At 63.3% G+C, this 23,020-nt stretch carries 25 protein-coding genes; 15 read left to right on the top strand and 10 right to left on the bottom strand.

Features of this window, described 5'->3' with window-relative positions; translation table 11 throughout:
* Positions 1-30: 30 nt before the first annotated feature.
* Both NCT04_RS13920 and NCT04_RS13925 read right to left on the bottom strand, forming a co-directional pair.
* Positions 31-753 (bottom strand): LrgB family protein, encoded by a 723-nt coding sequence (locus NCT04_RS13920; RefSeq protein WP_250466023.1) that lies wholly within the window; start codon positions 751-753, stop codon positions 31-33.
* 3 nt (positions 754-756) lie between these two features.
* Positions 757-1,215, bottom strand: a complete 459-nt coding sequence (locus NCT04_RS13925) for a CidA/LrgA family protein (RefSeq protein ID WP_250466024.1) — start codon at positions 1,213-1,215, stop codon at positions 757-759.
* 112 nt (positions 1,216-1,327) lie between these two features.
* Here NCT04_RS13925 and NCT04_RS13930 point away from each other — a divergent pair, with 112 nt between their 5' ends.
* Positions 1,328-2,269, top strand: a complete 942-nt coding sequence (locus tag NCT04_RS13930; protein WP_250466025.1) for a LysR family transcriptional regulator — start codon at positions 1,328-1,330, stop codon at positions 2,267-2,269.
* A 118-nt stretch (positions 2,270-2,387) separates the two neighbouring features.
* Here the strand turns inward: NCT04_RS13930 and NCT04_RS13935 are convergent, their stop codons facing one another.
* Positions 2,388-4,103: an OmpA family protein gene (locus NCT04_RS13935; protein ID WP_250466026.1), complete on the bottom strand. Its 1,716-nt coding sequence runs from the start codon at positions 4,101-4,103 to the stop codon at positions 2,388-2,390.
* A gap of 314 nt (positions 4,104-4,417) precedes the next feature.
* On the opposite strand from NCT04_RS13935, the gene NCT04_RS13940 reads away from it, so the two are divergent.
* Positions 4,418-6,106 (top strand): isovaleryl-CoA dehydrogenase, encoded by a 1,689-nt coding sequence (locus tag NCT04_RS13940; RefSeq protein WP_250466028.1) that lies wholly within the window; start codon positions 4,418-4,420, stop codon positions 6,104-6,106.
* Here the strand turns inward: NCT04_RS13940 and NCT04_RS13945 are convergent.
* The 5 genes from NCT04_RS13945 to fliE all read right to left on the bottom strand — a co-directional run bounded on the left by NCT04_RS13945 (position 6,103) and on the right by fliE (position 9,182).
* Entirely contained in the window at positions 6,103-6,402 is a 300-nt protein-coding gene (locus NCT04_RS13945) for an EscU/YscU/HrcU family type III secretion system export apparatus switch protein (protein ID WP_244826529.1), read from the bottom strand. The two genes, NCT04_RS13940 and NCT04_RS13945, sit on opposite strands and share 4 nt — an antisense overlap.
* Positions 6,399-7,721, bottom strand: coding sequence for a flagellar hook-length control protein FliK (gene fliK, locus NCT04_RS13950; RefSeq protein ID WP_250466031.1), 1,323 nt, complete (start codon positions 7,719-7,721; stop codon positions 6,399-6,401). The genes NCT04_RS13945 and fliK overlap by 4 nt, the downstream gene beginning before the upstream one ends.
* A 75-nt stretch (positions 7,722-7,796) precedes the next feature.
* The gene (locus NCT04_RS13955; protein ID WP_244826531.1) at positions 7,797-8,126 is read right to left on the bottom strand and encodes a flagellar protein FliT; all 330 of its coding nucleotides are present in this window, start codon (positions 8,124-8,126) and stop codon (positions 7,797-7,799) included.
* Between the two features lie 29 nt (positions 8,127-8,155).
* On the bottom strand, positions 8,156-8,575 hold the full coding sequence (gene fliS / locus NCT04_RS13960) for a flagellar export chaperone FliS (RefSeq protein ID WP_250466032.1): 420 nt from the start codon (positions 8,573-8,575) through the stop codon (positions 8,156-8,158).
* Positions 8,576-8,816: 241 nt separating this feature from the next.
* Positions 8,817-9,182, bottom strand: coding sequence for a flagellar hook-basal body complex protein FliE (fliE, locus tag NCT04_RS13965; RefSeq protein WP_244826533.1), 366 nt, complete (start codon positions 9,180-9,182; stop codon positions 8,817-8,819).
* 297 nt (positions 9,183-9,479) lie between these two features.
* On the opposite strand from fliE, the gene fliF reads away from it, so the two are divergent.
* The 13 genes from fliF to fliR all read left to right on the top strand — a co-directional run bounded on the left by fliF (position 9,480) and on the right by fliR (position 21,089).
* Positions 9,480-11,273, top strand: coding sequence for a flagellar basal-body MS-ring/collar protein FliF (fliF, locus tag NCT04_RS13970; RefSeq protein ID WP_250466033.1), 1,794 nt, complete (start codon positions 9,480-9,482; stop codon positions 11,271-11,273).
* Positions 11,263-12,258: a flagellar motor switch protein FliG gene (gene fliG / locus NCT04_RS13975; protein WP_244826535.1), complete on the top strand. Its 996-nt coding sequence runs from the start codon at positions 11,263-11,265 to the stop codon at positions 12,256-12,258. Before fliF ends, fliG begins: the two co-directional genes overlap by 11 nt.
* Positions 12,251-12,922: a flagellar assembly protein FliH gene (gene fliH / locus NCT04_RS13980; protein WP_250466034.1), complete on the top strand. Its 672-nt coding sequence runs from the start codon at positions 12,251-12,253 to the stop codon at positions 12,920-12,922. Before fliG ends, fliH begins: the two co-directional genes overlap by 8 nt.
* 8 nt (positions 12,923-12,930) lie before the next feature.
* A complete protein-coding gene (gene fliI / locus NCT04_RS13985; RefSeq protein ID WP_250466294.1) occupies positions 12,931-14,445 on the top strand; it encodes a flagellar protein export ATPase FliI in 1,515 nt (504 codons plus the stop codon).
* Between the two features lie 71 nt (positions 14,446-14,516).
* Positions 14,517-14,966, top strand: coding sequence for a flagellar export protein FliJ (gene fliJ, locus NCT04_RS13990; protein WP_244826537.1), 450 nt, complete (start codon positions 14,517-14,519; stop codon positions 14,964-14,966).
* A gap of 31 nt (positions 14,967-14,997) precedes the next feature.
* Positions 14,998-16,440, top strand: a complete 1,443-nt coding sequence (locus NCT04_RS13995; RefSeq protein WP_250466035.1) for a flagellar hook-length control protein FliK — start codon at positions 14,998-15,000, stop codon at positions 16,438-16,440.
* 297 nt (positions 16,441-16,737) lie between these two features.
* Positions 16,738-17,229 (top strand): flagellar basal body-associated protein FliL, encoded by a 492-nt coding sequence (gene fliL / locus NCT04_RS14000; protein ID WP_244826542.1) that lies wholly within the window; start codon positions 16,738-16,740, stop codon positions 17,227-17,229.
* Positions 17,230-17,265: 36 nt separating this feature from the next.
* The gene (fliM, locus tag NCT04_RS14005) at positions 17,266-18,264 is read left to right on the top strand and encodes a flagellar motor switch protein FliM (RefSeq protein ID WP_244826543.1); all 999 of its coding nucleotides are present in this window, start codon (positions 17,266-17,268) and stop codon (positions 18,262-18,264) included.
* Between the two features lie 46 nt (positions 18,265-18,310).
* A complete protein-coding gene (gene fliN / locus NCT04_RS14010; RefSeq protein WP_244828135.1) occupies positions 18,311-18,703 on the top strand; it encodes a flagellar motor switch protein FliN in 393 nt (130 codons plus the stop codon).
* Positions 18,700-19,215 carry a flagellar biosynthetic protein FliO gene (gene fliO / locus NCT04_RS14015; RefSeq protein WP_250466037.1) on the top strand — a complete coding sequence of 172 codons (516 nt, stop codon included), beginning with the start codon at positions 18,700-18,702 and terminating at the stop codon, positions 19,213-19,215. The genes fliN and fliO overlap by 4 nt, the downstream gene beginning before the upstream one ends.
* A complete protein-coding gene (gene fliP, locus NCT04_RS14020) occupies positions 19,215-19,985 on the top strand; it encodes a flagellar type III secretion system pore protein FliP (RefSeq protein ID WP_244826545.1) in 771 nt (256 codons plus the stop codon). The genes fliO and fliP overlap by 1 nt, the downstream gene beginning before the upstream one ends.
* Before the next feature lie 28 nt (positions 19,986-20,013).
* Entirely contained in the window at positions 20,014-20,283 is a 270-nt protein-coding gene (gene fliQ / locus NCT04_RS14025) for a flagellar biosynthesis protein FliQ (RefSeq protein WP_244826546.1), read from the top strand.
* Positions 20,284-20,291: 8 nt separating this feature from the next.
* Positions 20,292-21,089, top strand: coding sequence for a flagellar biosynthetic protein FliR (fliR, locus tag NCT04_RS14030; RefSeq protein WP_250466038.1), 798 nt, complete (start codon positions 20,292-20,294; stop codon positions 21,087-21,089).
* Positions 21,090-21,112: 23 nt separating this feature from the next.
* Here fliR and NCT04_RS14035 read toward each other — a convergent pair whose 3' ends face one another.
* Both NCT04_RS14035 and flgL read right to left on the bottom strand, forming a co-directional pair.
* On the bottom strand, positions 21,113-21,535 hold the full coding sequence (locus NCT04_RS14035; protein ID WP_250466040.1) for a hypothetical protein: 423 nt from the start codon (positions 21,533-21,535) through the stop codon (positions 21,113-21,115).
* A gap of 245 nt (positions 21,536-21,780) precedes the next feature.
* Positions 21,781-23,016 carry a flagellar hook-associated protein FlgL gene (gene flgL / locus NCT04_RS14040; protein ID WP_244826549.1) on the bottom strand — a complete coding sequence of 412 codons (1,236 nt, stop codon included), beginning with the start codon at positions 23,014-23,016 and terminating at the stop codon, positions 21,781-21,783.
* Between the last annotated feature and the right edge of the window lie 4 nt (positions 23,017-23,020).

Genomic DNA, 23,020 nt, shown 5'->3' on the forward strand with positions numbered 1-23,020 from the left:
TCCTAAACAGCGGCGCGTGCGCGTAATTGCCTATATCGGCAACATGCTCAAAACCGGCGCGAGCAGCACCATCACCACGCCCGCGATCATCATCGTCAAGCTGGCGACGACGCCCTCTTCGTTCCCGAGTTCGCGCGCCTTCGCGGTGCCGACGCCATGCGCCGCCGCGCCGAACAACGCGCCGCGCGCAAGCCGAGTGCGCAGCGGCACCAGCGCCAGCACGATCTCGCCGAAGAGCATGCCGCACACGCCCGTCGCGATGACGAAAAGCGCGGTCAGATCGCGCGGCGCGTGAATCTTGTCGGATACCGCGAGCGCAAATGGCGTCGATATCGAACGCGTCGCGAGACTGCGCTGCAGTTCCGGCGACAGATGCAGCAACTTCGCAAGCGCAATCGACCCGCCGACCGCCACCAGAATGCCAACCGTCACTCCGACGCTCAACGAAATCCAGTGCCGCTTCAGGAGCGACCGGTACTCGTAGATCGGCACCGCGAACGCGACGGTGGCTGGCCCGAGCAGCCACATGAGCCAGCGCGTATCGGCGAAATAGACGGGGTATGGAATGCGCGCCGTCACGACAATCGCCGCAAGCACCGCCGGGACAGCCAGAAGCGGCGTCAGCCACGGACTTTTGAAGCGCGCGTAAAGCCGCTTCGACACGAAGTACAGGACGACGGTCATCACGAAGCATCCGGCAGCGATCAGGCGTGCAGCGTCGTCTTGGAGCAGCGAAGCGTAGAAGTGGCTCATGGCTCAGGCGCGCGCAGCTTGCCGCGCGTTGAGCGCCCGGCGCAGCGCGAAGTGACGCTCCAGGCGCGCCGCCCGATCCACGGCGAACGCCACCGCCACCATCACCATGAGCGTTCCCGCGACGACAACCAGCGCCAAACGCCAGCCTTCTTCCATGAAAAGCCCGCCGTATTGGACCGCCGCCACGGCCGCCGGGATGAAGAACAGCAGCATGTCCGACAGCAGCCAGTCGGCGCCCGCCTTGACCCAGCGCGGCGCCACGCCGCCGCAGAACAGAAGCGCCAACAACGCGACTAGTCCGACGACGCCACCTGGCACCGGCAGCGCCAGCTTGCGCGCGGCCAGGTCCGCGACGAACCAGATCGCCGCGAGCGCCGCCGATTGAATCGCGATGCGCGTCACGCGAGCAAACGCCATGCGGGCGTTGGCGAAGGCGGATAGGGCGGAAAGAACGGTGGACATGGCGGGCTCGGGGCGAATGACTAGGGTTAACCTGTAGACGAAGTATAAGTGCACCATTTACATAAAAAAAATGACTTAGCATTATCCAAATCATTCCAATCTGGAATCTCACATGGAATTGCGCGCGTTGAGGTATTTCATTGAGGTGGTCAAGCAAAAGAGCTTCACTGCTGCCGCCGAGCATATGTTTGTCACTCAGCCGACCATCAGCAAAATGGTCAAGTCACTAGAAGACGAGGTCGGCTCGCCGCTTTTATTGCGGGAAGGCCGTCAGATGGTCCTGACCGATGCCGGACAAATCGTCTATCAGCGTGGCGTCGATGTGCTCGCGGCCCATGCGCGGCTCGAAGCGGAACTGAACGATCTGGGCACGTTCGGGCGTGGCACGCTGACGATCGGCATTCCGCCGATGGGCGGCGCGCTCTTCACGCCCGTCATTGCTGCTTTCAGGGAGCGGTATCCGAAAATCGAGCTGAAGCTGTTCGAGCAAGGCTCAAAGGCGATCGAGGCTGCGTTGATCGAAGGCGAACTCGAACTTGGCGGCGTGCTGCAGCCAGTCGATGCCGAAACGTTCGATGTGCTGCCCGTCAGCCGGCAACTCTTGTGGCTCGTGGCGCAAAAAGGTTCGCGCTGGGACGGTCTGAACGAGGTAGCGCTCGCCGATCTGGCAGCCGAACCCTTTGTGTTCTACGGCGAAAGTCTCGCGCTCAACGACGTCGTGCTGAACGCGTGCCGCGCGGCGGGGTTCGCGCCGACGATCGTCGGTCGCAGCGGGCATTGGGATTTCATGGCGGCGTTGGTACAGGCTGGCATCGGCATCGCGCTGTTGCCCGCGCCTTATTGTGGCCGCCTGGATGCCGAGGCGTTCACCTGCCGGCCGGTCGTCGCGCCCGAGATTCGCTGGGATATGGCCGTCGGCTGGCGGCGCAACGGATATCTGTCGCATGCGGCGCGAGCGTGGATCGAAGTCGCGCGCGAAATACTGCCCGCGAATGTCGATCAGGATTTCATGGCCGATGGCTTTCCGCGGCTGAAGCGTGGCGAGGCGCTGTAATGCGTTGAACGGGAGTTCCCTTGCCTGATGCGCCTGGCGCGCAGTAAAAAAAGCGCCGAACCGCTTCAAAGCGGTCCGGCGCTTTTTCGACGCATCGCGCCGAGATGGAGCGTGACGCTCAGTCGGCTTGCTTGAACTCGATACGTCGATTAGCCATGCGGCCAGCGGGGGTCGAGTTGTCGGCGACCGGATTGGCGTCGCCAAAGCCTTGAGCTGTCAGCGAATCAGAAGGAATGCCGTGCTGAACGAGGTACGAACGCACCGCTTCCGCACGCTTCTTCGACAACTGAAGATTCAGCGCCGCGCCGCCCGTGTTGTCCGAATAGCCTGCGATCTGAAGCTGAATGGGCTTTGCTTGCGTGTCGCAGGCCTTCAGCGCCTTCGCCGATGCAGCGAGCGCCGCCATGGCAACCGGCGGCGGCGTGTTCGAACCGGTGCCGAAGTTGACCGGCTTCAGGTTCAGCGTCTTGACGATAGCCGGAGCCGAGCAGGCATCCGCGTCTTGATTGGCTTGCGCTTCCGATGCCGGAGCCGCAACCGGAGCCGATTGCGTGCCGACCGTCCAGCCGGCGCCGAACAGCGCCTTCAGCTTGTCGACCCAGCCGAGCTTCGGCTCGCTTGCGCCGCCGCTCAAGGTGATCGTGTCGCCGGTAATCTGCAGATCGGCGCCCGGCAGCGTCATCAACGGCAGCAGGCCTTCGAGCTTGTCGAGCCAAGCGGCGGGCTTCGTGTCGGGATCGACGGTCACGTTCGCGTGGAACTTGTCCGCGCCGAGCTTGGCCGACAGCATGTCGATCAGGCGTTGACGTTCCTGCTCGCTGTTCACCGTGGCTTTCAGCGTGGGAATGCCGGAGGCGTCGACCGTCATGGACAGGCTTGCGTCCTTGCCCGGCAAAATGGTCGGCAACGATGCCTGATCGGGCGCCACAGCCGTGGCTTGCGATGCCTGATCGTCACTGGCGCTAGCGCTAGCGCTGGCGCTGGCGCTGGCTGCAGATGCGGCGTCGGATGCCGCCGAGGCGTCCGTGCGCGTTTCGGCCGTCGCGTCTTTCGACTTGTTTTCGGTCGAACAGCCGCGCGCAACGAGCGCGGCCAGCAACGCGAGGGCAGCGGCGTTGGCGACCCACAGCCATTTGCGGCGCGGACCCTTGTCGTTTGTTTGCGCGGTTTCCACGGCCGGTTCTTGTTCGCCATGAATGGGGAACGACGCTGCTTCTTGGGTAGCCGGATGACCGAGATGCGAGGACACCGCCTTCAGCCGCGAGGCCACGCCCGCGAGGAACGCGCCGACCGAGCCGAGCCCCAGCGCATTCGCGAACGAATCCGTCATGTTGGCCCGCACGACCGGCAATTGATGCCCGAGCAGCGTGGGCAACTGGCCGATATGGCCGTTGTGCTGCGTGAAATAGCGCTTGAGGATACCGAGAATGGTCGCGCCCACGACGCCCGACAACGTGCGCGATGCGCTCGCCGCCACGCCCGTGTATTCGGAAATACGCTCGGCGAGCGCATTGAGATTGTCGTGCGAGGCAATGACGCCATCCACCGTCGAATGGGTGGCGAGGAGCGTTTGCATGCCTTCGTCGTTGAGAACGAAGTGCGGCAGTTCCTCGGCGATATGCGTGTTCACGCCCGGCGACATGACGGAGGCAAACAGACTGCGTGCGCCATCCAGCGACGCCGCCTTGTTCATCATCGAGCCGATGAGTGCTGGCGCGCATAGTCCGACGACGCGCCTCGCGGACTCCTGCGTGCAGCCAACGCGTGCAGCCAGGTGTTGCAATACGCTCTCGGTCAAGGCGCCTTGAACGAGTTGATTGAGGTTGATGCTCATTGAGAAGACTTCCAGAAGAGGCCTGTAAACCTCAGGCCATAAGGGTCTCGGCGATTATAGGTTCGGCCTCCTGTCCGTCAGCCGTGGTAGCCAAACAATCGGATTTCTCTCATCCGGTTGGTCTTTAAGAGTTCGCATCAGAAAAATATAGGAATGGTTTAAGACCAAACGCGAGCGCCCGGCCAGATTGAAGCGAGCGGCAGCGCTACACGCTAGTCGGGCGTGCGGCCTATCATCGTTAAATAGAGATAGAGGATCATTTTTGACCACGCGTGTTGCGATTAGCCGACGCAAGCTCGCACGGGAGACACACGATGAACCACGCACCCTTGTTCGAGACACACGAAGTCACGAATCAGTCGCCGCCGCTTGTTGACTACGACGCCTTCGCCGCGGACCGCGCGCTCGTTGCCGCGCTCGAGCGCGAAGGCGCGCACTGGCATGCCGAGGCGCTCCACCGCGACGGCCGCGCGCTTACACAACCGGAAGTGCTCGCGCTCGCCGATCTCGCCAACCGGCATACGCCGGAGCTGAGCACGCACAGCGCGCGTGGCGAGCGTATCGACGCAATCGAGTTTCATCCGGCCTGGCATGAACTGCTGCGACGTCTGCGGCAAGAAGGTCTGCACGCGCTGCCGTTCGAACCTTCGGCGCGCGCCGGGTCGATGGCCGCGCGCGCCGCCGGTTACTTTCTGCACGGACAACTCGAATCCGGATCGCTGTGTCCGGTCACGATGACCTTCGCGAGCATCCCCGTTTTGCGCAATGAACCCGCGCTTTATGAACGGCTCGCCGCACCGCTCTTGTCGCGCGAGCACGATTCGCGCGACATCGCCCTCGAAGCCGGCAAGCGATCGATGTTGATCGGCATGGGCATGACCGAAAAGCAGGGCGGCTCCGACGTGCGCGGCAATCGCACGCGCGCGCATGCGCTCGGCACACCCGGGCGCGGCGGGGACTATCGGTTAATCGGACACAAGTGGTTTTTCTCGGCGCCGCAGTGCGACGCGCATCTCGTGCTCGCGCGCACGGCGGACGAAGGCGGACTCTCCTGCTTCTACGTGCCGCGCTTTGTGCCCGACGGCCGCAAGAACGCCGTGCACGTGCAGCGTCTGAAGGACAAGCTCGGCAATCGCTCGAACGCGAGCAGCGAAGTCGAGTTTCTCGATGCCTACGGCGTGATGATCGGCGATGAAGGACGCGGCGTGCCGACCATCATCGAAATGGCGAACTACACGCGGCTCGATTGCGTGATCGGCAGCGCGGCGTTGATGCGCGCGGCGCTGGTCGAAGCGATCCATCATGCGCGGCATCGCAGCGCGTTTGGCGCGCATCTCGCCGATCAGCCCTTGATGCGCAACGTGCTCGCCGACCTCGCGCTCGAATCGGAAGCCGCGACGGTGCTGTTCATGCGGCTGGCCGGGGCGTTCGAGCAGAGCGCATCAGCGGGAGCGGCGTTGCGCGAACGCGCGTGGCGGCGCATCGTCACGCCTGCGGCGAAGTTCTGGGTCTGCAAGCGCGCGCTCGAATTCACCGGCGAGGCGATGGAAGTCTGGGGCGGCAACGGTTACGTCGAAACCGGGCCGATGGCGAGGTTTTATCGCGAGGCGCCGGTCAATTCGATCTGGGAGGGTTCGGGTAACGTCATGTGTCTCGACGTGCTGCGTGCGTTCGAGCGCGAGCAGGACGCGGCGCACGCACTATTCGACGACTGGCGCGATACGGCAAGCGCGCATCCGGCGCTCGGCGCGGCTTTGCAGACGCTCTTGACTAGTTTGACGAGCGATCCGGCGTCGCGCGAGGCATCGGCGCGGCGCATCGCGCAGCAATTGACCTTATGTGCACAAGGCGTATTGCTGGCGAGACATGCGCCGGACGAGGTGGCACAGGCGTTCATCGAAACCCGTTTGGGCGATGCGCGCGGCGAAACCGGCCGCGTGTATGGCACGTTGCCCGCGCGCTTCGATCATGCGGCGATCGTGAGGCGAGCTTTCGAGTTTTAGCGGCGTCCCGCTTCCCTCACCGGCTCCTCGTTCTCCAGCCGATAGACCCAGGCCAGCAGTTCCGCCACCGCCTGATAAAGCGCGGGGGGGATATGCGAATCGAGATCGACCTGCATCAAGAGCGACACCATTTCCGGCGAGTCATGGACATACACGCCCGCTTCCTTAGCGCGCTGCACGATCATTTCCGCGACCACGCCGTAGCCCTTCGCCACGACGCGCGGCGTCGTTTCGCGGCTGCCCGCATCGTAAGTGAGCGCGGTGGCCTGCTTGCGCGAATACAGTGGATTGCTCATGTCACTTCTCCACCCGGCGGCGCGCGGAATAAATGCTCGAGCGGCGAACGCACCGGTTTCGGCGCATCCAGGTCGATGTCGCCCGTGGCGGCGCCCGAGCCATCCATCGAACGCACGCTGAACGACGCCAGCGCGATGCCCGCCGCTTCGAGCTGACGCTGGAACGCGGCGGCATCGGCGGAAAAGCGCGATGCGCCCGTATCGCTCGCCCTCAGACGCGCGACCAGCTTGTCGCCGGTCAGCACGAGTTCGGCGTCCACCATGCCGAGCGCGGGCAACGACAACGTGACGCGCGTGCGCCACGCGCGTTCCTCGCTGGTGTCCACGACGGGACGCGGTTCTCGCGCCACTTCCCACTCGAAACGCGTCCCCGGCCACGCTTCGCCCTGCCAGCGGAATTGCTCGTTGGCGAGTATGTCGAGTTGCTGACGCACGACCGTGAGCGTCGCTGGATGAATACCCGCATCGAGCGATGCCTGCAGCGCCGATTCATGCTGGCTCGGCTGCGGCGCGGCGGGCGGCGAAGCGGGCGCGGACGGCGCGCTTTGCGAATTCGACAGCGCCAGCGCGGGCGCATCCCGTACCGATGCCGCGAGCGCCGCCGCTTGCTGCGGCGTTTGCGGCATCGCGACGTTATGCGTTTCGGCGTGCAGATCGGACAGATCGGTTTGTGTCGAGGCAAACGCCGGTGGGCGCGTGTCGTCGAAGGCGGTATCGCGCGCGATGCTTTCGTCGCCCGGCAAATCGAGCGGCAAGGTCAGCGCGCGCGGATCGATGCGCGCCTGCGGTTCGCTCGCGAGCGACGCCGTGCTGCGCTGCCCGGCCATCCATTGCACGAGATGCGACTCGTAGAAGAGGCCGCTTTGCGCCACCGTTTTCGCAAGCTCCGATGCCAGCGCGGACGCCGGCAACGGCGGCAGATTCTGGCTCGCCGCACGCGCGGCCGCGACGGCGGCGGCATTGGAGGAGAAAGCGGTATCGAAAAGCCCCGTGGTCAGCGCGGCGAACGCGCTCGCGGGACGCGGCGGTGTCGGCCAGAGCGGGGCATCGCCGAGAATCGCGGGCGCGGCGCCGCCCAGGCGGGAAATGACATCGAGCGTGCGGGCCACGCTCGACAGTTCGGTTTGCGCGGACGCCACCGGAGCGAGCGTCGGCGCGGATGCGCCCGCCGCGGTTCCGGCGGGCGTCGCGACGGACAAGGAAACGCCCGTCTGCGTGGTCGTCTGGCCGGTCGAACCGGCGTTGGCGCGCAGCGCGGACAGAAGGAGCTCGGTCCGGCTGGCGATAATCGTGGCGATCGCGGAATCGAGTCCTGACATGCCGGCATCCTGGAAAGACCGCGCGCGAGGGCCGGGCCAGACGCCGGAAGAGTTTTCCGTCGCAAGCCGCGTTGTCTAGCGCAGTCCGATCATCTTTTTAAGTACGCGCGCCGGGCTGTTGGTCGTGAAGAGCGCGGAAAGACGCGCGAGGCTCGGCGAACTGAGGTCGCGAATCGCGGCGTCGTCGGCGAGGATCTTCTTCACGAGGTCCAGCTTGCGCGCACGGGCGGTGTCGTCGAGTTCCGAGCCGGTATCCACGTCCTTCAACCGTTCGATCAACTCGCGATACCTGCCCTGCATCGTCTTCAATTCGCTCCACTCGCCACTGCGCGCCGCAGCCAGCATCTGGCCGGACAGCGCAGCAATCGCCTCGTAGTGCGCGAAATATTCGTCTGTGGTATTCATTCTTGTCAGGCAGTCGCCATGGCTGCCGCTCAGACGGCTGCCGCGGTCGTTCTCGCCACTTCCGGTCCAATGCCGACCCACGCCTCTTCCAGCGTAGCCAGCAGATTGTCCACTTCCACGAGCATCGACTCGTCCTGGGTCAGATTCGCTTCCAGGAGCCGGCGTGCCATGTACGAGTACAGCGCGTCTAGACGCAGCGCGACTTCGCCGCCCGCTTCCTTGTTGAGCGCCTGCTGCAACCCGGTCTCGATGATGTTGATCGCCTTGCTGATCGCCGTTCCGCGCGCGCCCACGTTCTTCTGCTGCAAGTGCATCCGCGCCTGTGCAATCGACTGCCGCGCGCCCTGATAGAGCATCACGATCAGCCGGTGCGGGCTCGCTCCCATCACCCCTGTCTGAACGCCGACGCGTGCATATGCGTTGGCTCCCGCCTGTCCTGGGGAATACATCCGTGGTTCTCCTTATGCGATACCGAATGACGCCCGCGGCACGTGGCGCGCGGTGCTCGGACGGCGGCGCAAAGGCCGCTTCGTCCGACCGGTAAGAATCGGTGCTGGCGATCGAACCATCGTTCGCCGTGCTGTTATCGAGGTTATCGGAGAATCGCGGCAAAGCTTTAGGGCGCAAGGCTCTGGGGCCGTATCGGCATGATGGGGACGGATTCGAAACGCACGCGCCAGCCACAGCGCGTTACACCGAAATTTGCATGATGTCGTTGTAGGCCGACACGAGCTTGTTGCGTACTTGCAAGCCGAACTGCATGCCGACGTTGGCCTTTTGCATATCGACCATCACGTCGTTGAGCGAAACGTTCGGCGCACCGATTTCGAACGCGTGCGCTTCGGACAGCGCCTTCGTCTGGTTGTCGCTGATCTTGCTGATCGACGACTGCAGCGCGTCCGCGAACGTGCCCGCGCTCACCGCGCCCGACTGGCCGATTCCCGCGTCCTGTCCGGATACGGCACCCGTGGCGACCGTGGGGCTGCCGGCGGCCTGCGTCGCCATCGACTGCATTGTGCTCAGCGCGGAGGTGAGCGGATTGATCGGGAAGTTCATGGTGTCTCCGATTGACAAGTAAAGAGCCGGTTCAGCGCCCAAGTGCGAAAGTCGCTCGTCGCCGGGTTCGGGGCGGCGTGCGAACGGTCGTCCGAACGCTTTTACCGAGTACGAGAAAGATTAGCAGCGCGGCATTTTCCAAAGCGCCGGAAGAACGGGGGAAACCCGGCTCTATTCGCCGAATCGACTTGCAATCTTCTGCGGATAATCCATTTCGTCAAAAGTCCTCCGGCGCCGCATCACGGGCAGTACGACCGGCCAGAGGGGAACGCAAAAGATTCGGAGCTTCGACGCTAAATGGATACGCCCAACAACTCACTGATCACGCCAGACGCCAGAATGGGCCTGGCAGGCGCGCAGCCTGGCGCCTCGGCGAGCGCCGCGAGCCCCAGCCTCACCGGCGGCGCTGGCGGCGCCGACTTCGGCGGCTTCGCTCAGCGCATGCCGATGCTCTCGCAATTCCGCTCGAACCCGCGCGTGCCGCTCATCATCGCCGTGGCGATTCTGGCGATGGTCGTGGCGGGGCTCGTCATGTGGACGCGCCAGCCCGACTACCGCGTGCTGTTCTCGAATCTCTCCGACCGCGACGGCGGTGCGATCGTCGCCGCGCTCCAGCAGGGCAACATTCCCTACAAGCTTTCCGACGGCGGCGGCGCGATCCTCGTTCCGGCCGAGTCGGTGCACGAAACGCGTCTGCGCCTCGCAAGCCAGGGCTTGCCGAAAAGCGGCTCGGTCGGCTTCGAACTGATGGACAACCAAAAGTTCGGCATTAGCCAGTTCGCGGAGCAGATCAACTACCAGCGCGCGCTCGAAGGCGAACTGGAACGCACCATCGGCGCAATTTCCTCGGTGAAGTCGGCACGCGTGCATCTGGCCATTCCGAAGCCGAGCGTGTTCGTGCGCGACAAGGAACTGCCGACCGCGTCCGTCATGGTCAACCTGTTTCCCGGCCGCGTGCTCGACGAAGGACAGGTTTCGGCGATCGCGCACATGGTGTCGTCGGGCGTGGCGGACATGCCGGTCAAGAACGTGAATATCGTCGATCAGGACGGCAACCTGCTCACGAACCAGAGCGCCGCGAACGGTCTCGACGCATCGCAACTGAAGTACGTGCAGCAGATCGAGCACAACACGCAAAAGCGCATCGACGCGATTCTTTCCCCGCTCTTCGGCGGCGGCAACGCGCATTCGCAAGTGAGCGCGGACATCGACTTCTCGAAGCTCGAACAGACCGCCGAAAGCTACGGCCCGAACGCCAACCCGCAGAACACGTCGATCCGCAGCCAGCAATCGAGCGAATCCAGCGAAACCTCGGGCAGCGGCCCGTCGGGCGTGCCGGGCGCGCTGTCGAACCAGCCGCCGCAGCCGGCATCCGCGCCGGTCACGGGCGGAGCATCGGACGCAACCGGCGCTGCCGCCGCGAAGTCCACGCCGCAGAACCTGCGCAAGGACACGACGACCAATTACGAAGTGGACCGCACGGTGCGCCACTACGAACAGGCGACAGGCGGCATCAAGCGTCTTTCGGTGGCGGTGGTCGTGAACTATCAGCGTCAGGTCGATGCGAAGGGCAACGTCACGATGACGCCGCTCGCCGCCGACAAGCTCGCGCAAGTCCAGCAACTCGTGAAGGACGCGATGGGCTACGACGAGAAGCGCGGCGACTCGGTCAACGTGGTGAACAGCGCGTTCAACTCCGACCAGAACGTGACGCCCGATGTGCCGTGGTGGCGCACGCCGGACATGATCATGCGCGGTATTCAGTTGGCGAAGTACGTGGGCATCGGCATCGTCGCACTGTTCCTGTACTTCAGCATGGTGAAGCCGGCAATGCGCCGCGCCTTCCCCGTGCCGGAACCGGCGGCGCCCTCGCTCAACGCGCCAGACGAACTCTCGCTGCTCGACGGCCCGGCGCTCGAAGGCGGCGCCAAGAATGACGATGATGACAAGGATGCCGAGGTAAGTCTCCTCGGTCATGAAAGCAACAAGGCCAAGTTCGATCGCAATCTCGACTACGCGCGCATGGTGGCGCGTCAGGACGCGAGAATCGTGGCGACGGTCGTGAAGAACTGGGTGTCCGATGAACGCTGAAGGTCTCAATAAAGCCGCGCTCCTCCTGATGTCGATCGGCGAGGAAGAAGCCGCCGAAGTTTTCAAGTATCTCGCTCCGCGCGAGGTGCAGAAGATCGGCGCGACCATGGCGGCGCTCAAGAACGTGACGCGCGAGCAGCTCGACAACGTGCTGACCGAATTCGTCAGCGAAGCGGAGCAGCACACCGCGTTGTCGCTCGATTCGAGCGAGTACATCCGCTCGGTGCTCACGAAGGCGCTCGGCGAAACCAAGGCTGGCGCGCTCATCGACCGGATTCTGCAAGGCAGCGATACGAGCGGTATCGAAGGTCTGAAGTGGATGGACTCGGGCGCGGTCGCGGAACTCATCAAGAACGAGCATCCGCAGATCATCGCGACGATCCTCGTGCACCTGGACCGCGATCAGGCTTCGGAAATCGTCTCGCTGCTCAACGACCGTCTGCGTAACGACGTGCTGCTGCGTATCGCCACGCTCGACGGTATTCAGCCCGCCGCGCTGCGCGAACTCGACGATGTGCTGACCACGCTTCTCTCCGGCAGCGACAACCTGAAGCGCGCGCCGATGGGCGGTATCCGCACGGCGGCCGAGATTCTCAACTTCATGTCGAGCAACCATGAAGAGGGCGTGATCAACAACGTCAAGGAATACGACGTGGAACTCGCGCAGAAGATCATCGACCAGATGTTCGTGTTCGAGAACCTGCTCGACCTGGAAGACCGCGCGATCCAGTTGCTGCTGAAGGAAGTGGAATCCGAAACGCTGATCGTCTCGCTCAAGGGCGCGCAGCCCGCGTTGCGTCAGAAGTTCCTGTCGAACATGTCGCAACGCGCGGCCGAATTGCTTGCGGAAGACCTCGATTCGCGCGGTCCGGTGCGTGTGTCGGAAGTCGAGCAGCAGCAACGCAAGGTGCTTCAGGTGGTGCGTAATCTGGCGGAAAACGGCCAGATTCAATTAGGCGGCAAGGCAGAGGATGCATATGTCTAATCCGGCCCAGAACCCGAAGGCGCCGCTCTCCGCGTATCAGCGCTGGGAGATGGCTTCGTTCGATCCCGTCACCGTGGACCACAGCGCGGCGGATCAGGCAGCGCTCGAAGCGCATTTGCGCCGCGTCGAGGAAGACGCGCATGCGCAAGGTCTCGCCACGGGTCATGTGGCTGGACAGGCGATCGGGTATCAGGCCGGTTTCGAACAAGGTCACGCCAAGGGTTTCGAGGACGGCCGCAAGGAAGCGCTCGCCGAAGCGGCGCGTCTCGCGGAAATCGCCGATGCGTTCAGGATCGCGCTGCAAGCCGCCGATGCCGCCATCGCGGAAACGCTCGCCACGCTCGCGGTCGATATCGCGCAGCAAGTGGTGCGGCAGCATCTGGCGCACGATCCGACGGCGCTCGTCACCGTGGCGCGCGAAGTGATCGCGGCCGAGCCGGAACTCACGGGATCGCCGACGCTGATCGTGAATCCCGCCGATCTGCCTATCGTCGATGCGTACTTGCAGGAAGAACTCGGCGCGGCTGGCTGGATGGTGCGGCCCGACCCGCTCGTGGAACGCGGCGGCTGCCGCGCGCACGCGGCGAGCGGCGAAATCGATTCGACCAATGCGTCGCGCTGGGAGCGTGTCGCGGCGGCATTGGGGAGGAACAAGCCGTGGTAAATAGCGCAATGACGCATCGCATCACGCAGGACGGACTGAGCGAGCTGGAGCAGGAAATCGCGCGCGCGTCGTTCGGGCCGGAGGCTGTCGTCGAGGAAGAATCGCCGGAGGAACTCGCTGCGCGGACCATCGCGGAACTCGCGAACATGGCGGGCAATCCGCATATCGACGCCTGGCGCGACAAGCTCGACGCCCTCAAGGCGCGTACCGCGATCGCCAAGCCGCTGCGTCCGTGCGGACGTCTCACGCGCGCCGCCGGCCTCGTGCTCGAAGCGGTCGGACTGAAGATGGGCGTCGGTTCCGAATGCATGATCGAACTGCCGCCGGGCAGCGCCATTCCGACCGCCGAAGCCGAAGTCGTCGGCTTCGCGGGCGACAAACTCTTTTTGATGCCGACCACGGAAATGGCCGGCCTCTTGCCCGGCGCGCGCGTGTATCCGCTAGAAAGCGCGCCGATCAACGATCCGATGGCAGGCGCGAAACGTCTGCCGGTCGGCTGGGAGATGCTCGGCCGCGTGGTCGATGCATCCGGCCGTCCGCTCGACGGACTCGGCCCGCTCGGCGCAAAAGTCGATGCGCCGTTGTCATCGCCGGTCATCAACCCGCTGAATCGCGAGCCGATTCACAAAGTGCTGGACGTCGGCGTGCGCGCAATCAATTCGCTGCTGACGGTTGGACGCGGTCAGCGCATGGGCCTGTTCGCGGGCTCGGGCGTCGGTAAATCGGTGCTGCTCGGCACGATGGCGCGCTACACGAGCGCGGAAGTGATCGTGATCGGACTGATCGGCGAACGCGGCCGCGAAGTGAAGGAATTCATCGAACAGATTCTGGGCGAAGACGGTCTCGCGCGTTCGGTCGTCGTGGCCGCGCCGGCCGACGTTTCGCCGGTGCTGCGCATGCAGGGCGCGACTTACGCGACTTCGCTCGCCGAATATTTCCGCGATCAGGGCAAGCATGTGTTGCTGCTGATGGATTCGCTGACGCGTTACGCGATGGCGCAGCGCGAGATCGCACTTGCGATTGGCGAGCCGCCCGCGACCAAGGGTTACCCGCCGTCGGTGTTCGCCAAGCTGCCCGCGCTGGTCGAGCGTACCGGCAATGGCCCGGAAGGCGGCGGTTCGATCACCGCGTTCTACACCGTGCTCACCGAAGGCGACGACCAGCAAGATCCGATCGCCGATTCGGCCCGCGCCATTCTCGACGGCCATATCGTGCTGAACCGCTCGCTCGCCGAGGCGGGGCATTATCCGGCTATCGATATCGAACAGTCGATTAGCCGTGCGATGACCGCGCTTATCGACGACAAGCATCTCGAACACGTGCGCCTTTTCAAGCAGATGCTCTCGCGTTATCAGCGCAATCGCGATCTGATCAACGTGGGCGCGTATTCCAGCGGCCGCGATGCCCTGCTCGACCGGGCCATCGCGCTTTATCCGCGAATGGAGTCGTTTTTACAGCAAGGCTTTCGCGAGCAGGCGAATTTCGAACCGAGTCTTGATTTATTGCATCAACTTTTCAACTAGTATTTGCAGCCGCACCTATATTTGTCATAAGTTATTAAAAAAACCGCGCGACCACAGAGACCAACTCGTCCATGTCAAAGAATCTGCCGATCAACACCCTGATCGAACTCGCTCAGGAAGAACTCGACGCCGCGACCAAGAAGCTGGGCAAGCTTCAGCAGGAGCGCAACGAAATCGAGGGGCAACTCAATTCGCTCGTGACGTATCGCGACGAATATCACGCGCGTTTCACGGCGTCGGCGCAGCAAGGCACGACGGCGCAGACGCTGCGTAACTTCCAGGCGTTCGTCGACACGCTGGACTCGGCGATCGCGCAACAGCGCACGTTGCTCGTGATGGCCGACCAGCGCATCGAGGCGGCGAAGCCGGAATGGCGTCTCAAGAAGCAGAAGGTCGGCAGCTACGAGGTGCTCGCGGCGCGCGGCGAGGCGTTGCTCGCCAAGAAGGCGGCGCGCGTGGAACAGCGCGAATCGGACGAGCACGCGGCCAAGGTGCTGCGCATGCGCGCCGAACGCGCCTGAATTTAACTACCGGACTTTTTCGAGGTAACGCATGTCCTCCGTTTCTTCCATCGGCGCGCAGTCGGGCGTTTCGTCATCTTCGGCTGCCAAAAAGCGTGCAGCGGACGCAGGCGCGTCGTTCGGCCTGACGCTGCAGAGCATGACCGACAAGGCCAATGCCGACGCACAGGCAGCCAAGGCGCTGGCGGCGTCGTCCTTGTCTTCGTCCACCGCGGCCAAGTCGAGCGTGCATGACGTGCCGAAGTCCGACGACACCGCGAGCGCCAGCAAGTCGGACGACGCGAGCGACGTGAAGAAGAGCGATAGCGCGACAGACACGCAGGCGTCGTCGTCGGCCGACAAGAGCGGCAAGACGGATTCGACGAAGGAGGCATCGAAGCCTTCGGGCAAGACCGAAACGGCGGATGCGTCCAAGCCTGCCGCCCCGGCAAAGCCCGCGAAAGCGACGGATGCCGCCGATGCGGCCGAGCGCGCGGACGCCGCCCAAGCTGCGAATACCACCGTGTCCGACGTGACCGATGCGGCCGCGACGGCGGTTGCATCGACGGATGACGACAAGACCGCGACCGGCGACACGCACAAGAGCGGCGACGCCAAGTCCGCGCAAGATGCGCTGCAGGCCGCGCTCGCCGCGATGAACAACGTGCCGGCGAATGCCGTGCCGATGAACGCGGCGGCATCGGCGCATGCGGGCGCGGGCGCGGCCACGGGCGCTGGAAAGAGCGACGAGGCGCCGGGCGGCATGGTCGGCGAAGGATCGAAGGGTAATCGCTCGGGCGGCCTGCTCAACGCGCTCGCCGGCGATGCCAGGGACAACGCGGCGCCGGCCACGACCGCGGCACTGGCAAGCGATGCGGCAGCGGTTCAGGCCGCGCTGACCCCACAAGCCGATGCGGGCAGCGCGGCGTACAAAGCCATCTCGCAACAAGCCGATGCAGCGGCGCGCGCGGTGGCGATGCAATCGGCATCGGCGGGGTCGGCGGTATCGAGTGCGCAAGGCGAGATGACGGCGGCGACCAGCGCGGCGATTGCGCCTCACGTGGGCGCTGGCGGCTGGGACGATGCGTTTAGCCAGAAAGTCGTTTTCCTCTCGAATTCGCAGCAACAGAGTGCGGAGTTGACGCTCAATCCGAAGGATCTCGGCCCGTTGCAGGTCACTCTGCAGGTTTCCGAGAATCACGCGCACGCGCTCTTCGTGTCGCAGCATGCGCAGGTGCGCGAAGCGGTCGAAGCCGCGATGCCGAAGCTGCGCGAGGCGATGGAAGCCAACGGTATCAACTTAGGCTCCACCAGCGTTTCGGATGGATTCGCGCGCCAGTCGTCGCAACAGGACCGCGGCGATGGCCGCTCGTCGTCGGGCAACGGACGCGGCGTGGGCGGTGTTGGCGGCGTCGGCGGTAGCGATTCGGGCGTGGCAAGCACGGTGACGATGCCGGTGCGGCGCACGGTCGGGTTGGTGGATACGTTTGCTTGATGGCTTGACGGGACAAGCGGTGCGTTAGCCGTTTGGCGGCGGCGCGCCTTTCCTCGCCGCAAAAAGCAGCTTTAGGCCCTTCGAGGCGTAAAGCTGCTTTTTTGTTGGTGTCCACGCGGCGACCAGACCACCTCAAAGCACGAGAATCACCACCCGCGCCGCCCGATGTCCCGTAAAACCGCTGTCGCGCCGCGAATCTTTAACCCACGAGTTAGCCCCAAATCCCCCCTCTTTTCGCCCCATCGCTCAACGGCGTTATAGCCAACAATTCAACCTATCGAAAGAGGGCAAGAATTCATGGCTACCACCACTGCAAATCCGAAAGACATCGTTCCCGCGAAGAGCGGCAAGCTCAAGAAGACTCTGATCATCGCCATTGGCGCGGTCGTTCTGCTGGGTGCTGGCGCCGGCGGCGCTTACTTCATGCTCGGCAAGCAGCCTCACGGCCCCGCCAAGCCCGCACCGGTGCCGCCGCCCGTGTTCTTCCCGCTCGATTCGCTGACCGTCAACCTGCAAGCCGACGACGGCATCATGCACTACCTGCGCGTCGGTCTGTCGCTCAAGCTCGCGGACGAAAAGGCTCAGGTGCAGATCACCGAACGCATGCCTGAGATCCGCAGCCGCGTGCTGATGCTCATCTCCGGAAAGCACCCCGAAGAGATGGCAACCGTCGAAGGCAAGCGCAAGCTCGCCGACGAACTGCGCGAAGCCGTCGAGAAGGCCGCCAGCGCGCCGGATCATCCCGCCCACGTCGAAGAAGTGTTGTTTACCGAATTCGTCGTGCAGTAAGCCCGCGCACCAGATTCAAGGAAACGGAAAAGAGTCATGGGCCACGAAGAGTTCATGTCGCAGGAGGAGGTCGATGCCCTCCTCAAGGGCGTCACCGGCGAAGTCGATCAGGTCTCAGACGACAGCAAGCCCGCCGGCGTTCGTCCTTACAACATCGCGACGCAGGAACGCATTGTCCGCGGCCGGATGCCCGGCCTCGAAATCATCAACGACCGCTTCGCGCGCCTGTTGCGCGTGGGCATCTTCAACTTCATGCGGCGTTCGGCGGAAATCTCCGTCGGCCCGGTGAAGGTGCAAAAGTACAGCGAATTCACGCGCAATCTGCCGATCCCGACCAACCTCAACCTGGTCCATGTGAAGCCTCTGCGCGGCACGTCGCTGTTCGTGTTCGATCCGAACCTCGTGTTCTTCGTGGTCGACAACCTCTTCGGCGGCGACGGGCGTTTCCATACGCGCGTCGAAGGCCGCGAGTTCACGCAGACCGAGCAACGCATCATCCACAAGCTGCTCACGCTGGTATTCGAGCACTACTCCGCTTCGTGGAAGAGCGTGCGTCCGCTGCAGTTCGAATTCATGCGCTCGGAAATGCACACGCAGTTCGCGAACGTGGCGACGCCGAATGAAATCGTCATCGTGACGCAGTTCACCATTGAATTCGGTTCGACGGGCGGCACGCTGCATATCTGCATGCCCTACTCGATGATCGAGCCGATTCGCGATCAGCTTTCCTCGCCGATTCAGGGCGAAGCGCTCGAAGTGGATCGCCGCTGGGTGCGCGTGCTCTCGCAGCAAGTGCAATCGGCGGAAGTGGAACTGACGGTGGAACTCGCCGAGATCCGTTCGTCGTTCGAAAGGCTGCTCAACATGCGCAAGGGCGACGTGCTGCCGATCGACGTGCCCGAGCATGTCGTCGCCAAGGTGGACGGCGTGCCGGTGATGGAATGCGGCTACGGAATTTTCAATGGTCAATACGCGCTGCGCGTGCAGAAAATGGTCAGCGCGTCGGACAACATGAAGGAAGGTGGATATGAGTGATCTCTTGCAGGAAGGCACACTGCCCGGCTCGACCGGCGTGGGCGACATGAAGGCGGAAGAGTTGTCGATGGACGACTGGGCGAGCGCGCTCGCCGAGCAGAACGGCAACGAAACGCCTGCCGTGGCCAGCGCGGGCGTGTTCCAGCCCTTGTCGAAAGCCGCGGCGCCTTCGACGCGCAACGACATCGACATGATTCTCGACATCCCCGTGCAGATGACGGTGGAACTCGGCCGCACGAAGATCGCGATTCGCAACCTGCTGCAACTCGCGCAGGGTTCGGTCGTGGAACTCGACGGCATGGCGGGAGAGCCAATGGACGTGCTCGTGAACGGCTGTCTTATTGCGCAAGGCGAAGTGGTCGTCGTGAACGACAAGTTCGGTATTCGCCTGACCGACATCATCACGCCGTCCGAACGTATCCGGAAGTTGAATCGATGAAACGCTTTGCCGCCGTCCTGATTGCCTTCGTGCCTGCGCTGTCCCGCGCAGCCGATATGAACGCCGTGAACCACGCCGCGCAGATCGCTTCGAGCGTCGGCGCGGGAAGCGCCGTGCCGTCGCTCGGTTTCGGCGCGGTGTTGCAGACGCTGTTCGGTCTCGTCATCGTGATCGGCTTCGTGTTCGGTTGCGCGTGGCTCGCTCGCAAGTTCGGCTTGCAAGGCGGCAGGAAAGGCGGCCTCGTGAAAGTAGTGGGCGGCGCGTCGCTCGGCAACAAGGAGCGCGTGGCGGTCGTCGAAATAGGCGATACCTGGCTCGTGCTCGGCGCGGGGCCCGGCAACGTGCGCTTGCTGCATACCATGCCCGCTGGATCGGCGGATGCGGACGTAAGCGGCGAACCAACGCCGTCGGCCGCGCAAACGTTGCAAGGCAGTTTTGGTCAGCGGTTTCGCGATGCCCTCGCCGGTGAAGCGAACAAGCGTCTTCAGAAGTTCGTGGGCGGGAGCAAGTAATGCAGGTCAGTCGTAACATCGTGCGCGGCGTGAAACTGGCGCTGCCAGTCGTGATCGCCTTGTTGCCGGTCGCGGCGCTCGCGCAAAGCACGGCGGGTCTTCCCGCCTTCAATACCAGCCCCGGCCCGAACGGCGGCACGACGTACTCGCTCAGCGTGCAGACGATGTTGCTGCTGACGATGCTCTCGTTCCTCCCGGCCATGGTCCTGATGATGACGAGCTTCACGCGCATCATCATCGTGCTGTCGCTCTTGCGCCAGGCGCTCGGCACGACGAGCACGCCGCCTAATCAAGTGCTCGTGGGCCTCGCGTTGTTTCTCTCGTTTTTCGTGATGTCGCCGGTGCTCGACAAAGCCTACACCGACGCATACAAGCCCTTCTCCGACGGCACCATCGCGATGGATCAGGCCATGCAGCGCGGCGTCGCGCCCTTCAAGCAGTTCATGCTGAAGCAGACGCGCGAAGCGGATCTCGCGCTCTTCGCCCGCATCTCGAAGGCCGCGCCGATGAACGGTCCGGAAGACGTGCCGCTGTCGCTGCTGGTGCCTTCGTTCGTGACGAGCGAACTGAAGACGGGGTTTCAGATCGGCTTCACCATCTTTATTCCGTTCCTCATCATCGACGTGGTGGTGGCGAGCGTCTTGATGTCGATGGGCATGATGATGGTCTCGCCCACGACGATAGCGCTGCCCTTCAAGCTCATGCTGTTCGTGCTCGTCGATGGCTGGCAGTTGCTGATCGGCTCGCTTGCGCAGAGCTTCGTTTCGTAACGTTATCGTTTCTATTGAGGTTGCTGGAATGACACCCGAATCGGTCATGACCATCGCGCATCAGGCGATGTATGTCGCGTTGCTGCTGGCTGCCCCGCTCTTGCTGGTCGCGCTCGTCGTGGGTCTGGTGGTTAGTCTCTTTCAGGCGGCCACGCAGATCAACGAATCGACGCTCTCCTTCATTCCGAAGCTGATCGCCGTGGCGGTGACGCTCGTGATCGCAGGACCGTGGATGCTCACGACCATCCTCGATTACATGCGGCACGTGTTCACCATCACGCCTGCGATCACGGGCTGATTCGTTCGATGTTCTCGGTTACTTATGCGCAACTGAACGGCTGGCTCACGGCGTTTCTGTGGCCGTTCGTGCGCATCCTTGCCTTGATGGCCACCGCGCCGGTGCTGAACCATATGGCGTTGCCCACGCGCGTGAAGATCGCGCTGGCGGCCTTCATCACGCTGATCGTCGCGCCCACCTTGCCCGCCATGCCCGACGCCACGGTGTTCTCAGCGGCGGGCGTGTGGATCATCGTCAATCAGTTCCTGATTGGCGCGGCCATTGGCATGACGATGCAAATAGCCTTTGCCGCCGTCGATGCGGCTGGCGAGTTCATCGGACAGCAAATGGGCCTCGGTTTCGCGATGCTTTACGATCCGCGCGCGGGTGGCAATGCCGTGGTGGTATCGCGCTATCTCAACACGCTGGCGATGCTGGCGTTTCTCGTCTTCGACGGGCATCTGCAACTGATCGCCGCACTGATCACGACCTTCCAGAGCGTGCCCGTCGATGTCAATGTCGTGGCGTCCGCTTCGCATGCGCAAGGTTGGCGGGTGATGGTGGGTTATGGCGCTTCGGTTTTTTCCACCGGGTTGTTGCTGTCGTTGCCGGTCGTGGCAGCGCTTCTTATCGCCAATCTCGCGCTCGGCATTCTGAATCGCGCGGCGCCGCAGATCGGCATCTTCCAGGTGGGTTTTCCGGTCACCATGCTCGTCGGCTTGTTGCTGCTTCAGTTGATGGTGCCTAATTTGATGCCGTTTTTTCAGCGGATCTTCGAGGCGGGGCTGGGACAGGTGGGAAGGATCGCGGGCTCGATGGGCCCTTGACGCCTCATTGCCCGCATCGCGACTCACGGTGCGCGCATGCACGGCGCGACGTGCCCGACATACATGGGCCGTTCACCATACCGAACGACAGCGCCGTTACGAATAAGGAACCAGCGGCGCTTGGCTCCCGTGTAACCGCCATAGCTGTTCTTCGCGTTGATGTCCGTGCACACGAGATAACCATAAACGGCACGATGCTCCGTCATGTTCTCGATAGCCTGATCCTTCGTTGGCGTGGAGAAATCGCCATAGCGCGCCGACTCAGGGTCTTTGAGCGTCTTTGCCATGGCCGCCTTGATGATGTCCTGATAATTCGACGGATATTCACCGTAGTCAGCGTCCGGCTCCGGCAGCGTCGCGGCCCACTGTGCCCGCCCGGCGTCGAGTTGTGCCGTGTTCTTGCGGGCAGGCGGCGAATCCGAGCCGCTTCCACATGCGACAAACATGATTGGACATGTCATTGCACAGAGCACAACGAGCGCGCGATCAATCCTCATTTCCGTCACCCGTCTCACCAAGCAGTCGGTATCTCATGGCGCACGAATCCTCGACGTTGCACTTAGGTCCGGTGCGTCAATCATAGGCAATCGTTCCCGGCTTCTTCCACTGAAAAAACGAAAAAAAGAGCATCGCCAAACCGCACGATGCCCTTCTCGAAGTTCCCTAAAAAAACGAGAGACAAGGCCCCTTGTTAGCTGAGGTAATTGAACAACGACAACTTCTGGATCTGCGAAAACGCCTGCTGTGCCGCCGTCAACGAGTTTTGCGTGAGCTCATAAGAACTGATCGCCGAAACCAGATCGATGCTCGTCAGATTTGCAAGATCGCTGGCGGTCTGCGTTTGCGAAGTCGCCATCGACGTCTGCGTGGCCTTCACTTCCTGCTCGCGGCCACCCACCACCGTCTGCGCAGACAACACGTTCGTGTAGGTGTTGTCGAGCTTGGTCGAAGCCGTCGACAACGCGTTGGTCAACGTCGCTTCCGAGGCTGGCGTGCCCGTCGGCTGCTTGAGCGCGCTGATCAAATTGTCGAGCGTCGCGAACACATCGTTGTTGCCCGATGCCGCCGGCTGCACCGTGAAGCTGTCGCCGTTCGCGGGCGCGCCGCTGACCGTCACCTTCTGACCGCCGAACGAAATCGCCGTGCCGGCCGTGTATGCGGTCGGTGTCGTCGACAACGACGAGTCAGGCGGCGTCGCGGTCACGAGGTAGCTCGTCGAACCATCCGTCGACGATACCGAAAACGCGATCGAATACGTGCTCGCATTGTTCGCGTTGCCCGGATCCGTCGTGCTCACCTTGCTGATCGTGGCCGTGCCCGTATTGGTCGCCGATGCCGACGGTACCGCGTCGCTATCCGTGGGCGACACGCCCATGAAAATCGACGAGCCGGTGTCGCCCACGGGAATCGAGCGGCCCGAGCTGATCTGCACCGTGCGCTGGCCGGCATCGCCCGAATACGTCGTGCCTACGCCGGAAGCATTGTTCGAAAACGGCGCGGTGCCGCCCTTTAAACCCGAGAAAATGTAATTGCCTTCGCTGTCGGTCGTGTTCGCGACGCTCATCAACTGGTCGCGATAACCCTGCAGCGTATCCGCAATCGATTTGCGATCCGCGTTCGTGAGGGAGCCATCGCCCGCGCGCACGACTTGCGTCTGAATGCTTTGCAGCACGCCGCTCACGTCGCTCAAGGTCGAATCTTCCTGCTGCAACGACGAAAGCGCCGTGGTCTGATTCGCGCTGTATTGCGTGAGCGTGGCGGTCTTCATCGTGAGCTGCACGGCCTGCGCGGCACCGAGCGGGTCGTCGGAAGCGGTCAGAATGCGCTTGCCCGACGAGATCTGCTGATACATCGAGGCAAGCGAGCTCTGCTGGTCGCTCATCGAAGCGACGTTCATGTTGAAATACTGCGAACTGGATATACGCATCGCT

This window comes from Caballeronia sp. GAFFF2 (assembly GCF_023631485.1).
Taxonomy (GTDB): domain Bacteria; phylum Pseudomonadota; class Gammaproteobacteria; order Burkholderiales; family Burkholderiaceae; genus Caballeronia.